Genomic DNA, 14,487 nt, shown 5'->3' with positions numbered 1-14,487 from the left:
GAGTGGGAGAGTGGGAGATGGGGAGAGTGGGAGAGTGGGAGAGTGGGAGAGTAGGAGATGGGGAGGAAGTGGGAAAAATTCTCTTTCTTCCTTCTTCCTTCTTCCCTCTTCCCTCTTCCTTCTTCCTTCTTCCTTCTTCCTTCTTCCTTCTTCCCTCTTCCCTCGGACTTCTTCCCTCGGACTTCTTCCCTCGGACTTCTCTCTTAGGATGCTTGTGTTTCGTGAGGCTTTAGGGTTCTTGCCAAGCGGGACTTTTTGCGAGCGCCGTTGTTGCGGTGGAGTACGCCTTTTTTGACAGCTTTGTCAATTTTGCTGTAGGCCTCAGACATCCGCTGCTGAACTTCTTGCATTAATTCAGGAGAAGGAGTTGCGGCGTACTTTTCGACGGCTACAAAATACTTCTTCATCAAAGTTTTGACGGCTGACTTGTAAGACTTGTTGTACAAGCGGTTGCGCTCGGCGATTTTGACTCGTTTGATTGCGGACTTAATATTTGCCATAGTTCAGTTGCTGGAAGTAGGTATTCATTGATACATCCCCGTCTGGAGAAAGTCTCCAGACACGGGAATTTTGCGACAAGCTTTTCGGGAGCGAGCCACAAAAAGCTTGATTTTTAAAAGCTGAGTCTGTTGATTTGAGGTTGAAAATTTTAGATTTAGTCCGCAGGTGAACCTGAGATCTCGAACCAAAGTCTAAAATTTTGAGTTCTCCACGACTCACGACCAGGCGAGTGTCGGGGGCTTCCGTTTTTGGGCGGGTCGGACAGCCACTACCGCTAGCTCAGATCGAGCTGAGTCTGTGGGTACTTTCGGGCGACGCAATAATTTTTTATTGACTCATTTAACTGCCAATTTTTTATCCCTGACGATACCCAAAGGTATGATACAGGTGTTACACAGGCTAGTTGCGGGCGATCGACCGTCACGAGTTAAAGTCACGGTTTCTGACACGCAATTTTCAATTATACAATAATTTGGCGTTTTTCTATAAAAAAAACTATCGGGTGTTGGAAAAACTAATATAGCATCTATCCTGCTTAAAATCCCATTCCCGGAAAAATCCAAGTTAAGCTATAACAAAGAATACGGGTTATTTGGGCTTCTTGCTGGATCGCTCATCGAATCGAAGGAAGAAGGAAGAAGGAAGAAGGAAGAAGGAAGAAGGAAGAAGGAAGAAGGAAGAAGGAAGTTCGGCAACGAGCAATGTACGGGATGTAACGGATGTAAGTCCGTCGGAAGAAGGAAGTTCGGCAACGAGCAATGTACGGGATGTAACGGATGTAAGTCCGTCGGAAGAGGGAAGAAGGAAGGGGGGAAGAAGGAAGAGGGAACAAATCCCCCTCTCCCCCCCCCTCTGTGTCCCTCTGTCCCTCTAGATTCTCCCCCTCTCCATCTGCACCCGGTTCTCTGGCGAGCAATTTCCCAGGAAGGTTGTGGCTTGTCCTCGGTGTTGCAAAATCCCGACAGAGATTTAAGCGCTGCACTGAAGCCTGTGAAAATGCCGCGAGTCTGGCAGTTTAAGCTTGTGGACTGGTGGTGGCATACTTTTATAGGATATATTCACAAAAATCCCAAATTGTCAAGCAAATGTTGGCCAGACAGGCGGGAATCCCGAAACCATAACCGTTTCGGGTTGGTGTTAAAATGAAAAACCAGCACTAATTGTAATAATTCTGGTAGAATATTCATATCTTGGATCCAAGAATAACAATCTGGGTCTAGGTAAAAAACTTTTCATGTGACAAGTGGGGCGGGACGTGTTCCTCACTATAAAACGCAGTAGAGGGAAACAATTGGAGTACCTTGAATGAAGTTCTAGATATCCTTAACCGGACTCTGAAGCCCACACTATGCCCTTCGGGTTGGTGTGGGAGCGTCACTGAATTATTGACGGCATTCCTAATCTCCATGCTGCGAATTATTACTCAGTGGGTTGAGGCGCAAGCTGAACTGCGACGAATCTGCGATCGCACCCATGACGAACTTATTGTTCATAAAGAAGCCACCGTGCGGGAGGTGCTGCAAGCTGTAAGGCGTAGAGGCGATTTGGCCCTGCTGCACTACACTGCTGAATTCGATCGCATGACTCTAAATGTGGAAGATTTGCGGGTGAGCGGCGCCGAATTGGATGCTGCTTACCAACAGGTGTCGAAAGAATTATTAAATGCGATCCGCACAGCTTGCAAACAGGTAGAGGCGTTTCACCGACAGCGCGTACCCAAGTCTTGGGTGCAGTTTGGTGATGACGAAATTGTTTTGGGCAAGCGCTACACACCGGTCGATCGCGCGGGAATTTATATTCCTGGCGGTCAAGCGTCCTATCCTAGCTCGGTAATCATGAATGCGGTACCTGCAAAGGTCGCCAAGGTTCCGAAAGTGGTGATGTGTACTCCCCCCGGACAGGAGAAGAAAATGAATCCTGCGGTGCTCGTAGCGGCTCAAGAAGCGGGAGTTGATGAAATTTATCGGGTGGGCGGGGCGCAGGCGATCGCGGCTTTGGCCTACGGTACCGAAAGTATTCCCAAGGTGGATTTAATTACTGGGCCGGGGAATATTTACGTGACGCTAGCGAAAAAATTGGTTTACGGAACTGTGGGGATCGATTCTCTGGCGGGGCCGTCGGAGGTGCTGATTATTGCTGATAGTTCGGCGAATCCGGTACACGTAGCTGCAGATATGTTGGCGCAAGCCGAACACGATTCGATGGCGTCGGCGATTTTGCTGACGGCGGATTCGGTGCTGGCGAGGAAGGTGGTGGCTGAGGTAGAGAGACAGTTGACAAATCACCCGCGCCGGACTTTGACGGAAAAGGCGATCGTTAATTACGGTTTAGTGGTAGTGGTTGATTCTCTCAAAGCGGCGGCGGAACTGTCTAACGAGTTTGCGCCGGAACACTTGGAATTGCAAGTGGCAGAGCCCTGGGATTTGCTAGACCAAATTCGGCACGCTGGGGCGATTTTCTTGGGTTTATCTACACCGGAAGCTGTGGGTGATTATTTGGCGGGACCCAATCATACTTTGCCGACTTCTGGGGCGGCGCGCTATGCTTCGCCGCTGGGGGTGGAAACTTTTATGAAGCATTCGAGTTTGATTGAATATTCGCCGACGGCGCTGAAGAAGGTTAGTAAGGCGATTGATGTGTTGGCCAAAGCTGAGGGTTTACCTTCTCATGCTGATTCGGTGCGGTTGCGGACTGAAAATGAGGGAAAGAGTGAATTTTAGATGGTAGAGTTGAGGTTGGCGATCGGGATTTACGCAATTCGGGCTTAAGAAACCCGGTTTCTTCCAATATCTTGCTTAAATGACGCAATTATGTTAAGAAACCGGGTTTCTGTGTTGATGATGATGTGGCCCGGTAGCGCGAAGTTGTGGAAAGTAGCCGATAATTAACGCGAAGTTTAAAGTCTAATATCTGAGATTTATAAGGTGCATTATATTGAATACTATTTTGGTGGCGATCGACAATTCGGAGTTTGCAGTACAGGTTTTGCAAGCTGTGGAGCTATTTAAGCTAAAACCGACGACTAAGGTGATTTTAGTTCATGTGGTGACTTCTGGTATTTCGGATTTTGAGGCGGCGGTCGATCGACCTCACTCTCAGGGAAATGAGATTGCTTACCGAGAAGTGGAGAAGTTACTGCAATCTTATCAGCAAAAGTTGCCTTGTCAGAGCGAGTTGGAGATTGTTTCGGGGGAACCGGCCGAGGAGATTTTGCGTTTGGCGAATATTTATAAAGCGGATTTAATTGCGATCGGCTGTCGGGGTTTGACTGGTGTCAAGCGAATTTTGGCAGGTTCGGTGAGTGCTGAGGTTGTGGCTGAGGCTCCTTGTTCGGTGTTGGTTGTGCGATCGAGGTAGGGGGAATTGAACCGCAGGGAGGGAGCATCCCACTTTTTGACTAAGCAGAAACACCTAGCTTGATGTCATTATTTAAATACGCACATCTCAGTCTTAAAATTTGAGGCACATTTTTTTCGTTCCACTGTGCACCTACAATCTTAATTCTTGCTCCAATCTGTTTAATTAAAGACTCTACAGCTCCCGAACCAATGTCAATACCCTGCTGTTGATAATTCTGGTAATCTGGGATTCTTGACTGATGTTTTCGCAGATATTTCTGGAACCTTTCACTCCCTTTACTCGCAACACCAACAAATTCGGCTATGGCTTCTACTGTTGACCCTTGCCACAGTTGGTTCTGCGCTCTCCTCAGTCGTTTGAGCGAACCTCCTACTCTATGTAGATTTTCTATTCCCCTGATACCAATCTAGTACCTCTCTTCGAGAGCTCAATAGTCCCAATTTGATTAAACAGATTCCACACTCCATCATGACCATCTCCCAAACAAGTTATTGCTTCACTCTTGAGTTGGCTATTTACCCACGCTACTAAATCTGCATTCTTTTGAAAGAAGGCTGCTCCTACTTGACCATGTACCTTAACTGCCTTATAATTCCGACCGACACTTTCTTCTCCTAAAGGAGTTCTTAGTCTGACGTTTCCTCCGTCTATACGAACATGCTTCTACTTTCTCGGTAGTCTCAGGCTCAGGCAATTTGTAACGCTCTAACAGCCGATGTTGTGTACTGTGGGGTACATAAACTCCTGTCAACATTTTGAGGTCTCTCTCGGCATTAGCAAAGGACTCGTTTCCCACTAATAATAAACAACATTTCTCCAGATTAGGACTCAGGCGACTTCCCTTCTTCACTCCCAACCTTTGAGCTTGCTTACTCGATAAAGTGATTTCTCCTACACAACTTTTTATGGTTCTTTTTCTCCCCGAACCTTTTCCACCCGCCGAGTTAAAAAAAAACCGCCCCTTTCTGGTGCTACTGTTTCAATTAAATGTTCCCTCACACTCAGTTCTACGGATTCAAAGCTTTGTAGATTGTCTACTGGGGTATTTTTATAAAGGATCTCTGCTATTTCTTGGAGATTTATTTTGATCTTCTGCTGTTCTTCTGGGGTCATGCTTTCCTTGGATTATGGTAATTTATTTGCTTTCTATTATGCCATCAACTTAGCCAGACAATTGTCTGAGTATTTATACTGATTGCCAAAGTGGGATGCTCCCCCGCAGGGATTTACAGGCGGGATGCTTGTTTCACAGTAGCTAAAACTTGTAGGGTGCGTCAGCTAAGAGTTATTGAACCTGCAGAAAATATAACGCGAGTTGACGCACTTTATATAACCAATTTGACATCTTTGAGTTTTTTGGTTGAGTGACGAGAAATACCGAGAGAAACCCGGTTTTTGAGATTTACGCTTATGGCGAGAAACCGGGTTTCTACGAGTCTTTGGTTGGGTGACGAGAAATACTGAGAGAAACCCGGTTTCTGAGATTTACGCAGAATAGATCTCAAATGGGCTCTATATAACTTTTTGTCTATTCAAAATGTTAATTGTTGTAAAAATTTGAGACTCCGCTTCAAACAGTAGTTAGGCTGTCAGCAGGATAAATAGTTTATTGGACTGTGGCTTGAGTCTCTTGCCAGTTTAAATATGTCTCTCCAAATCCACCTTGGCCAATAATATCATATCCGGTTGATTAATAACAAAAACGGTTCGTAGTGCGGACTTTAGTCCGCAACAAGCTGGACTTTAGTCCGCACTACCAACTAATCTTCGATCTGTCAATCAACCGGACACGATCTAAAAGGATGTGCATTAAAGTCCGGCAATAGTTGGTTCTACAGTTACTTTAAAGTCACAATATTGTTATAAAAATCACACAGTAAGATACAATTCAGCGTAGTTTTTGAAACCGTTAACAAAGCACTCTTATTAAAAGTTACTCACTGCCAAGGCTATGACTAAAAAACCGCATCCTTTGATTCCGCAAATTCTGGCCGCTGCTTTGACTCTGTTTGGGGTGGCGGCTTGTTCGACGGCTACCAAGACTCAAATTAATGATGCTAATGGCTATTACAGTCAAGGTATTGATAGTACAAATAAAGGAGATTTCAAGGGTGCTGTAGATGATTTTTCTAACGCTATCTCATTAAAATCAGACTATGCCGATGCCTACTCCAAGCGGGGTTATGCCAAGTTTTGCCAAGGAAAAAAAACCGAAGCCATCGCAGATTTTGATAAGGCTATAGACCTTAATCCCAAAAATGATACTGCCTACAACAATCGGGGTATGGTCAAGTATTTCCAAGGGAAAAAAGCAGAGGCGCTCTCCGATTATACTAAGGCTATAAACCTGAATCCCCAAAATGATACTGCCTACAATAATCGAGGTTGTGTTAAGTCTCGCCTAGGGAAAGAAGAAGAGGCGATCGCGGATTATACTAAGGCGATCGAGCTTAATCCCAACAATGCTGTTACCTACTTTAATCGAGGTAGTCTCAAGTCTGCCCTAGGGAAAAAAGTAGAGGCGATCGCGGATTATACTAAGGCGATCGACCTGAATCCAAAAAATGATTCTGCCTACAACTATCGGGGTGTAGCCAAGCATGAGCTTGGGAAAAAAGTAGAGGCGATATCCGATTATACTAAGGCGATCGAGCTGAATCCAAAAAATGATTCTGCCTACAGCAATCGAGGTGCAGCCAAGTTTACCCTAGGGAAAAAAGCAGAGGCGATATCCGATTTTAATAAGGCGATCGAGCTTAATCCGACAAATTCTTATGCCTACAAGCAAAGGCAACAAGAAGAGGCGATCGCCTATTATACTAAGGCGATCGAGCTTAATCCCAACGATGCTGTTGCTTACTTCAGTCGGGGATCAGCCAAGTCTGCCCTATTGATAATAGAAGAGGCGACGATAGCAGATTTTGATAAGGCGATCGAGCTTAATCCCAAATATGCTGATGCCTACTTCGAGCGGGCTTTTGTCAATGTTATTCTAGGCAAAGAAGAAGAGGCGATCTCCGATTATACTAAGGTGATCGAGTTGAATCCCAACGAAGCTAATGCCTACTCCGGTCGGGGTCATGCCAAGTTTACCCTAGGGAAAAAAGCAGAGGCGATCGCGGATTATACTAAGGCGATCGACCTTAATCCCCCCGGCAAAGCTGGTATCTACTTCTATCGGGGTATAGCCAAGGATAACCTAGGAAAAAAAGCAGAGGCGATCGCAGATTTTAATAAGGCGATCGACATTTTCCCCAAATATACTCCTGTTTACATCCGTCGGGGTAATGTCAAGTCTGCTCTAGGGAAAAAAGCAGAGGCGATCTCCGATTATACTAAGGCGATAAATATTTCTCCCACATATGCTGATGCTTACTACAGTCGGGGTAATGCCAAGTATGACATGGGGAAAAAAGAACAGGCGATCGCGGATTATACTAAGGTGGTTGACCTTGAACCCGACTATGCTATGGCATACAAAAAGCGGGGTAATGCCAAGTCTGACCTAGGGAAAAAAGCAGAGGCGATCTCCGATTATAAAAAAGCTGCTTACTTCTACAATCAACAAACAAACCGAGCCACTTACTATTGCGCTCAACAAATAGACAAAGCCGCTAACTGCAATGAACAAATAAAAAGCAGAAGTGATTACCAAGATGCTCTCAACCAAATAAAAAAGTTATCGGCACAGTAGCGATAACTGAAATAAAATTTAAACTCATCGCTCCGGTTTCTCTAAATAGGGCTTGCTGAAAAAGTCCACAAATCGAATCTAGGTGCCAAACAGCTTGAAAAATGGGAGATTCGGAGATGGGTTCCCAAATTTACTCCACAATTGTCCACCGAAATGCAAGGATTTTGAGCCGACACAGGTCATAACGAGAGCACTTTTTTGTGTTTAAAAAACTTGAAACCTTTGGCAGTCATAACTTCTAGTTCTATTCAGCAAGCCCTAAATAATCCTGGGTTTGGTAGCTAAAAATTAATCAAGAAACCGGGTTTCTGGCTTCTTGCTTTTGCAACAACAATGCAGGCAAAGGTTCGCTACCAAAATCAAGCAACTCACCAGCCACAGGCAGCCATTCATCATTTAGTTCTTGACAACAAACGGCTATTACCCTGTCCAAACTATCGTCGCAGGGGATAATGACTTCATAAACAAAAGCATCTTCAGCGGTTAAAAAAGCATCTCGCAGATCGATACTTCCCGATCGAACCCGCTTAAACCGACCTACAGACATGGGAACATAAAGCCATTTTCCCATTTCTTTTGTTTGGCTTGCCCCAACCGCAAGAAATATCTGTTCAGACGCATTTCGGCAAGCAAATAGGCACGGTACATCGTAATACTCGTAAACCTCGATAATTTCCAATTTGCCTAAATGAGTAGACTCAGGAAGCAGGCTCATAATTCCCCTACTTCCCCTTCCCCTTCCCCAAAAACTCCCGCAAACGCAACAAACTAGCCGTTTGGCCCAAATTCAGCGGTAGCAGCGACACTCCCTCCAACCGAGACTGCACCCAACCGTCGCCCCAATACCACTCGTGAAACCCGTCAATTCCCTCACTCAATAACAGCCGCAGACAGTTTGACTCAGCAATGTCCACATAGTGCTGCACCGCTACCGGGCCAATCCAACTCGTGAATGTCAATTCGCGATCGATCATTTCCGGCAAACCCTTAGAAAACTGCTGAGGCCACAGCCACTGCTGCAACTGCACAGGACGCAGCAAACTGTCCCGAATCGCGGTTTCCGAAGCTTCAACCTCAATCCGCAGTTGACTTTGTTGAAAATTACCTAGCATAGCAATTTGAAATTTTATATAGGAGCTTTACTTAACTTCAATGTAACGTAATTGCACGAAGTTCGATCGCTATTGTCGATCGCACCCTCTGAAAATTCCCCTACATTATAGTAAAAAAAAATTACCTATTTGGAGAGCGGTTGGCGAATAAAACTAGAAACAACTGCCACAATCCGCGCCGCCACAATCGAGCCCAGAACAATCAGCGCCGCTACAATCGAGCCCAGAACAACATTCTGAGATTCCACAATCGAGCCATTCAATATAGTCTAGCCCTTCAATACAGTTTTCACACAGAGAGCTTCTGCGAGGAGTTTCCGCCTGAGATGGTCGATCGGATTTTGGTTCATCGTTACCCTCGAAATTGGAGGCTTCACTGCCAGATTCACTGCTAAACCGGGCTTTCAAGATTTGATTTGCCCGCTTGCAAGCCACAAACCGGCGGCGCGACGCTTCGAGCGCCCCAAAGCAGCCCAATTTGGCGATCGCGCCCTTGATATACTGAGAGCAAGACTCCCCCCCGTACAGCACTCGGCGAGCACAAGAAAAGCCTTTTCTCGGTGATATGTGTTTCTGGTATCCGCTAATAGAAGCTACAGCTAGTTGTCGGAGGGCTGCATCAAATATAGGCGTTTGCATTGGTTTCCGATACGTTAGATATTTCCTTCCTGCTAAAAACTACAACCAACAGCTCAACAATTCCCCGCGCCCCATCCCTCGCCCGATGCCTATTTTCGTATCCAATTGTTAAGCTCTGTTTCATTTCATTTAAATCTCCCGTCCTTACCCCACAGCCAAGAAACTCCGTGATACCATCACATCTGACTGAGTAAATACTTATAGAAAAAAACTGGAGAGAAAGCTTTGACACTAAGGGTTGCAGTAGTAGGTTCAGGCCCTGCGGGTTCTTCCGCCGCCGAAACATTGGTAAAAGCAGGAATCGAAACTTATTTATTCGAGCGCAAATTAGACAACGCAAAACCCTGCGGTGGCGCGATTCCCCTGTGCATGGTCAGCGAATTTGACTTGCCACAAAGTATTATTGACCGTCAAGTCAGAAAAATGAAAATGATTTCCCCCTCCAACGTAGAGGTGGACATCAATATCGAAAATGCCGACGAATACATCGGTATGTGCCGCCGGGAAGTGCTCGACGGCTTCATGCGCGATCGCGCTGCTTCCTTGGGTGCCAAACTAATTAACGGCACAGTGCACACCTTAGAGATTCCTGGGAACAACACCGACCCCTACATTCTCCACTACGCCGACCACTCCAACGGCACCGCTGTGGGAACTCAGAAAACCCTGAAAGTGGATTTGGTAATCGGGGCTGACGGCGCTAACTCTCGCGTAGCCAAGGCGATTGATGCAGGCGACTACAATTATGCGATCGCCTTCCAAGAGCGCATCCGCCTCCCAGAAGATAAAATGGCTTACTACGAAGGTTTAGCCGAAATGTACGTCGGCGACGACGTTTCCACCGACTTCTACGCTTGGGTGTTCCCCAAATACGACCACGTAGCCGTCGGTACCGGCACGATGAAAGTCAATCAAGCCAGCATCAAAAAACTGCAAGCCGGCATCCGCGCCCGCGCTGCCAAAAAACTGATGGGCGGTGAGATTATTAAAGTGGAAGCTCACCCCATCCCGGAACATCCGCGCCCCCGCCGGGTTGTCGGCCGAGTTGCTCTCGTCGGCGACGCTGCAGGTTACGTTACCAAGTCTTCGGGCGAAGGTATTTACTTTGCTGCGAAGTCTGGCCGGATGTGCGCGGAAACGATTGTGGAGATTTCTCAGCAGGGCACGCGGATTCCTACGGAACAGGAAATCAAGCTTTATCTGAAGCGTTGGGATAAGGCCTACGGAATTACTTACAAAGTGCTTGACATTTTGCAGCGCGTGTTCTACCGTTCCGATGCTACTCGCGAAGCTTTTGTGGAAATGTGTGCCGATCGCGATGTGCAGAGACTCACATTCGATAGCTACTTGTATAAGACAGTAGTACCGGCTAATCCTTTCATCCAAATGAAAATTACCGCCAAAACCATTGGTAGCTTGTTGCGCGGCAATGCTTTGGCGCCTTAACTGTTAAAGCACTTTGTATAAAAAAAGCGGGCAGTAACAAAACTGCTCGCTTTTTTATGGTTCAGATAACGAACCGCGAAGGCGCAAAGGGCGCGAAGGAAGGGGAAGAAGAAGAATTGTTAGTTCAAGTTCGACTGCACCAAAGTGTCGGGGGCGAGGAAGTGGGAAATGTGATAAGCCCGCTCTTCTGTTTTTAGCAGGATTTTTTCGTAGAGGTAGCGCGTAGCTCGATCGCCCAAACTTTCTGCTTGTCCTGCTTGACGGCGCAGCAAACCTATGATAGCTTGTTCGGCAGTCAAATCATGTTCCAGCATTTGACGGCACGAATACACGCCGTCGGCTTCCGGCTCGAAACAGCACAACTCAGCTAATTTGCTAAAACTAGCCGCCGGTATGCCGCCCAACCCGTTCAACCGTTCGCCCAATTCGTGGACGCTATCTTGAGCATCTCCGTAGCTTTCTTCAAAGAATTTGTGCAAGGAGTAGAATTCTGCCCCTTCCACCACAAAATGATGTTTTTGATATTGCAGGTATAAAGCCTGGAAACTGGCCAGCAGCGCGTTCATCCCTTCACAAATCGGTGCTGTGACGGAATGTTCCAGTAGAACTGGATTTTCAGCTATGTGGCCAAACGGTCTCAATGCACTCTGAGTCTCAGCCATGTGTGTTCTCCTCTCAATAGGCAGTTTTGTTGCCAATAGATTCAGTGTAGCACCCTAAATTTACCAGTCAAGCAGGGTCGGCCTCGATAGTGGAAGACTTTGTATAGTAAAAAAAAAATTTCAAAATCTATTGAGAATAATTTGCAGTTGCGCTATCCTGTAAAAAGATGCTCGTTCTGAATGCTTCCTGACAAGGGGGTCGATCGAGAGCAAAAATTAATGCAAATCATTATTGTTGCAAAAAAAATGAACCCAGCAGATCCAGAATTAGAAGTTTGTGACATCGTGCAAGTCAGTTGGCTAGACAGATGGCAAGTTTACCAACGCTTGCAAGAACTAGAAATTCCCTGCTGGTGCGGAGTGGACCAGCCTTTGCGGGCCAAAATTAGCACCGCCAAACAAGCTGCTCAACTCGCAAGCGTTTTGAGGCAATTGAGCGCTCCGCGGCGCGAACTGGTGAAGTTGCTGGAGTGCTGCTGGCAAATCGGGTAAAGCTCAAAGGAAGAAGGAAGACGTCCGAGGGAAGAAGTAAAAATAATAATGATGCGATTTAACGCATAAATACATTCACTAACGACGTTTTTTGTCAAGTTCGATAATTTTCACTGAACAGTCAATCAAGGAGTTATAACAATGTATAAATCTGGCAAGCAAGTTTCCGAGTTCAACTTAGAGGGAGAAATCCTCAGCCTAGTTATTGAAGATGGCTGCAAACTTAAATATTTGCGAATTAGTACCGCTCGCAAAGTAGAATACCTCGTGAAACTTCGCAAGGAATTGCGGTCATTTTTAGCGCCTGTTTTGACACCGGGATTGAGAGTGAAAGTTGTAGGCGAGCAAGAACTTAATTTAAAAAATGGTAAAATAAAACTGAAAGCTCGCAGTCTGACGCTGGCTGGGGGAAACAAAGATAGATTGCCAGACCAGCAAGGCTTTACGGGTGTGCCTGATGAGATTGTGACATCAGACGATCGCGCGCTCGGCAAAACCGAAGTCAGCCCTCTGGAAGCAGATCGAACTGTAAAAGGTCGGGCAAAAACTCAAACCAAAATATTAGTATGTCAAAAATCTGACTGCCAAAAACGCGGTGCCGCAACAGTCTGTAAAGCTTTAGAAAATGCTTTGAATGCGCGGGGTTTAGGAGAAGAAGTGACAGTTCAGGGTACGGGATGTCTCAAACAGTGCAAAGCTGGGCCAAATATAGTTGTGATGCCAGATAAAACTCGCTACAGTCGCATTGCACCAGCAGAGGTTCCAGCAATTATTGACAAACATTTTGCAGTTGCTAAAGCTTAGGAACGAAATTTTAATAACTTAAATACCTGACATATTCCTTTTTTTCGACAGACAGCTAAGTCAGAGGAGGCAGAGCTTCCAGCTATTAGTTACCAGGCTCCAGTCTGGTAACTAGCAAATTCCTTAGCCGATCGCGCGTCATGAAAAAGTGGGAGACTGGGAGAGTGGTAAATCCCCAAATCCCCAAATCCCCAAATCCCCAATCTACAATCTAAAATCTCAAATAAACTGAACCGTATTGACCAATAACTAATGGCCGGGGGCTTTCTTTTAGAGAATCTATAAGGATACACTGTATTTTAGACCCTGTGACTATTGGGATAAAAAGCTATGTCAGAAGCTGATCTTCGAGCTAATCAGCATCAACCGTACCCTGCTGTTCAATCGGATGCCGAACCATTGCAGTCAAATTTGGCCGCTGCTGGGGATTTTGATCCGATCGCCCCCCCTGCCACAAATACTCCTGCGGTTCCCCAACAGCCAGAAGAAGACTGGCAAACATTAGATTTTCCCAACGCGCTCAGCGTAGATGCCATTCCCACAACAGCAGAAACAAAAAATTTGCAATCTCTGACACAGCCTCCCGAAGCGGGAACACCGCCGATTTCAGAGAACCTCAAAAATCTGCTCGGTAATGCCGAACAGCGTCAGGCCCAAGGATCGACCCCAGTAACCCTGATGCAAGCGCTGCACGAATGCAACCGCGACCTTTTGCAGCGCATCGCCCAGCTAGAAACAGCGCTCGAAGAGTCCCAAAAAAACTGGCAGCATCGCGAAGCCTTGCTAGAAAAGCAGACTGCTGAACTCGAAAACACTCAAGAACAATTGACGCGGTTGTTTGGCAAAGTGGAAGTTTCCCATCAAACCCTCCAGAGTCAAGAAATTTTAGTGGAGAGTTTAAGAAATAAGTTAGCAAGCAGCCAAACCAGGCTAGCGATTGTTGAGCGAGAATGTGCGTCTACGGTGCAGCGCTACAACGAACAGTTTCATCAGCTAGTAGCCACAGAAAATGTTTGCCGAGAATTACGATCGCGCTTGCACCGCCAGCAGCGCCACACTTTGCAATTCAAAGCAGCCTTGGAAAGAAGTTTGGAGATGCCGCAGAAGCCGCCGACTTACGAGCCGCCTGACAGTGGGGACGATTTGGCGCACAAGCAATTAGAATCGTTGCTGGCGACGGTCAAAAACTCTCAAGTTCCGCTGCCGCCAGCCTTTAACGCTTCTCCTGTCAAACCTTGGTCAGAGCCCGAAGAGCATCCAGATGCAGCGGCTGTTGAAGAGGCGATCGACACTGAACCCACGGCCAATCAGGAACTCAACAAGTTAGCCCAAGTATCCGGCCTTCAATTGCAGGAGAGCGAAACCTACCGGACTCAGGAGACTGTAACTGAGTTGGAGGTGGCGGTGGAGGAAGCGGAATTGCCGATAACTGAGTCTGAACCAGAAACTGCTGCTGTCAAATCGGGCAGCGAAGAATTGGCCAGGGCGGTTCAAATTTTGAATTCTGTGGAAACCTTTGGTATTCAAGAAGGGCGATCGAGTGAAGCCACGCCTACAGCAATCGCGCAACCAGACTGGCTGACTTTGATTGCTAGTCCACTGCGGGCTGCTAAAAAACGTCGATCGCTAGCTGAAATTGAATTGCCGAGTTTTCGATAGTTAATTCAATGCGGTATCAATTCCGGTTGCACTCCTCATGATGTTGACTGTTGACTGTTGACTGTTGACTGTTAACTGTTGACTGTTATACCAATTTCAAAAAATAATGCAACAGTAT

General features: G+C 46.4%; 13 protein-coding genes and 1 pseudogene. 8 read left to right on the top strand and 6 right to left on the bottom strand.

Features of this window, described 5'->3' with window-relative positions:
- Window positions 1-203 precede the first annotated feature (203 nt).
- Window positions 204-500 carry a 30S ribosomal protein S20 gene (gene rpsT, locus AACV78_RS24175; protein WP_194009849.1) on the bottom strand — a complete coding sequence of 99 codons (297 nt, stop codon included), beginning with the start codon at window positions 498-500 and terminating at the stop codon, window positions 204-206.
- A gap of 602 nt (window positions 501-1,102) precedes the next feature.
- Here rpsT and AACV78_RS24170 point away from each other — a divergent pair.
- From AACV78_RS24170 to AACV78_RS24160, 3 genes are all read left to right on the top strand, one after another.
- Window positions 1,103-1,375: a hypothetical protein gene (locus tag AACV78_RS24170; protein ID WP_194009848.1), complete on the top strand. Its 273-nt coding sequence runs from the start codon at window positions 1,103-1,105 to the stop codon at window positions 1,373-1,375.
- Between the two features lie 532 nt (window positions 1,376-1,907).
- Window positions 1,908-3,221 carry a histidinol dehydrogenase gene (gene hisD / locus AACV78_RS24165; protein ID WP_194009847.1) on the top strand — a complete coding sequence of 438 codons (1,314 nt, stop codon included), beginning with the start codon at window positions 1,908-1,910 and terminating at the stop codon, window positions 3,219-3,221.
- 211 nt (window positions 3,222-3,432) lie between these two features.
- On the top strand, window positions 3,433-3,858 hold the full coding sequence (locus AACV78_RS24160) for a universal stress protein (protein ID WP_194009869.1): 426 nt from the start codon (window positions 3,433-3,435) through the stop codon (window positions 3,856-3,858).
- A 40-nt stretch (window positions 3,859-3,898) separates the two neighbouring features.
- Here the strand turns inward: AACV78_RS24160 and AACV78_RS24155 are convergent.
- Window positions 3,899-4,974 (bottom strand): annotated as a pseudogene (locus AACV78_RS24155) (ISKra4 family transposase).
- 838 nt (window positions 4,975-5,812) lie between these two features.
- Here AACV78_RS24155 and AACV78_RS24150 point away from each other — a divergent pair.
- Window positions 5,813-7,555, top strand: coding sequence for a tetratricopeptide repeat protein (locus AACV78_RS24150; RefSeq protein WP_194012299.1), 1,743 nt, complete (start codon window positions 5,813-5,815; stop codon window positions 7,553-7,555).
- A 292-nt stretch (window positions 7,556-7,847) separates the two neighbouring features.
- On the opposite strand, the gene AACV78_RS24145 is transcribed toward AACV78_RS24150, so the two are convergent.
- The 3 genes from AACV78_RS24145 to yidD form a co-directional block, all read right to left on the bottom strand.
- Window positions 7,848-8,270, bottom strand: a complete 423-nt coding sequence (locus AACV78_RS24145) for a DUF6575 domain-containing protein (protein ID WP_194012298.1) — start codon at window positions 8,268-8,270, stop codon at window positions 7,848-7,850.
- Window positions 8,271-8,277: 7 nt separating this feature from the next.
- A complete protein-coding gene (locus tag AACV78_RS24140) occupies window positions 8,278-8,667 on the bottom strand; it encodes a hypothetical protein (protein ID WP_194012297.1) in 390 nt (129 codons plus the stop codon).
- 153 nt (window positions 8,668-8,820) lie between these two features.
- On the bottom strand, window positions 8,821-9,306 hold the full coding sequence (gene yidD / locus AACV78_RS24135; RefSeq protein ID WP_194012296.1) for a membrane protein insertion efficiency factor YidD: 486 nt from the start codon (window positions 9,304-9,306) through the stop codon (window positions 8,821-8,823).
- Between the two features lie 225 nt (window positions 9,307-9,531).
- Here yidD and chlP point away from each other — a divergent pair, with 225 nt between their 5' ends.
- Window positions 9,532-10,752 carry a geranylgeranyl reductase gene (chlP, locus tag AACV78_RS24130; RefSeq protein WP_194012295.1) on the top strand — a complete coding sequence of 407 codons (1,221 nt, stop codon included), beginning with the start codon at window positions 9,532-9,534 and terminating at the stop codon, window positions 10,750-10,752.
- A gap of 119 nt (window positions 10,753-10,871) precedes the next feature.
- Here the strand turns inward: chlP and AACV78_RS24125 are convergent, their stop codons facing one another.
- A complete protein-coding gene (locus AACV78_RS24125; RefSeq protein ID WP_194012294.1) occupies window positions 10,872-11,414 on the bottom strand; it encodes a DNA starvation/stress protection protein DpsA in 543 nt (180 codons plus the stop codon).
- Window positions 11,415-11,660: 246 nt separating this feature from the next.
- On the opposite strand from AACV78_RS24125, the gene AACV78_RS24120 reads away from it, so the two are divergent.
- The 3 genes from AACV78_RS24120 (at window position 11,661) to AACV78_RS24110 (ending at window position 14,369) form a co-directional block, all read left to right on the top strand.
- Window positions 11,661-11,906 carry an Asr1405/Asl0597 family protein gene (locus AACV78_RS24120; protein WP_194012293.1) on the top strand — a complete coding sequence of 82 codons (246 nt, stop codon included), beginning with the start codon at window positions 11,661-11,663 and terminating at the stop codon, window positions 11,904-11,906.
- Window positions 11,907-12,047: 141 nt separating this feature from the next.
- Entirely contained in the window at window positions 12,048-12,710 is a 663-nt protein-coding gene (locus AACV78_RS24115; RefSeq protein ID WP_194012292.1) for a (2Fe-2S) ferredoxin domain-containing protein, read from the top strand.
- A gap of 330 nt (window positions 12,711-13,040) precedes the next feature.
- Window positions 13,041-14,369 (top strand): hypothetical protein, encoded by a 1,329-nt coding sequence (locus tag AACV78_RS24110; protein ID WP_194012291.1) that lies wholly within the window; start codon window positions 13,041-13,043, stop codon window positions 14,367-14,369.
- The last annotated feature ends 118 nt before the right edge of the window (window positions 14,370-14,487 follow it).

Source organism: Tychonema sp. LEGE 07196 (assembly GCF_963890365.1).
Classification (GTDB): Bacteria; Cyanobacteriota; Cyanobacteriia; order Cyanobacteriales; family Microcoleaceae; genus Microcoleus.
Note: the sequence above shows the minus strand (reverse complement) of the source record. Positions and strands in the feature narration are given on the sequence as shown.

Excerpts from the sequence above, each read along its gene's own strand:
- rpsT (WP_194009849.1), bottom strand. The coding sequence starts at position 500 with ATGGCAAATATTAAGTCCGCAATCAAACGAGTCAAAATCGCCGAGCGC.
- hisD (WP_194009847.1), top strand. The coding sequence starts at position 1,908 with ATGCTGCGAATTATTACTCAGTGGGTTGAGGCGCAAGCTGAACTGCGA.
- AACV78_RS24150 (WP_194012299.1), top strand. The coding sequence starts at position 5,813 with ATGACTAAAAAACCGCATCCTTTGATTCCGCAAATTCTGGCCGCTGCT.
- AACV78_RS24145 (WP_194012298.1), bottom strand. The coding sequence starts at position 8,270 with ATGAGCCTGCTTCCTGAGTCTACTCATTTAGGCAAATTGGAAATTATC.
- AACV78_RS24140 (WP_194012297.1), bottom strand. The coding sequence starts at position 8,667 with ATGCTAGGTAATTTTCAACAAAGTCAACTGCGGATTGAGGTTGAAGCT.
- yidD (WP_194012296.1), bottom strand. The coding sequence starts at position 9,306 with ATGCAAACGCCTATATTTGATGCAGCCCTCCGACAACTAGCTGTAGCT.
- AACV78_RS24125 (WP_194012294.1), bottom strand. The coding sequence starts at position 11,414 with ATGGCTGAGACTCAGAGTGCATTGAGACCGTTTGGCCACATAGCTGAA.
- AACV78_RS24120 (WP_194012293.1), top strand. The coding sequence starts at position 11,661 with ATGAACCCAGCAGATCCAGAATTAGAAGTTTGTGACATCGTGCAAGTC.
- AACV78_RS24115 (WP_194012292.1), top strand. The coding sequence starts at position 12,048 with ATGTATAAATCTGGCAAGCAAGTTTCCGAGTTCAACTTAGAGGGAGAA.
- AACV78_RS24110 (WP_194012291.1), top strand. The coding sequence starts at position 13,041 with ATGTCAGAAGCTGATCTTCGAGCTAATCAGCATCAACCGTACCCTGCT.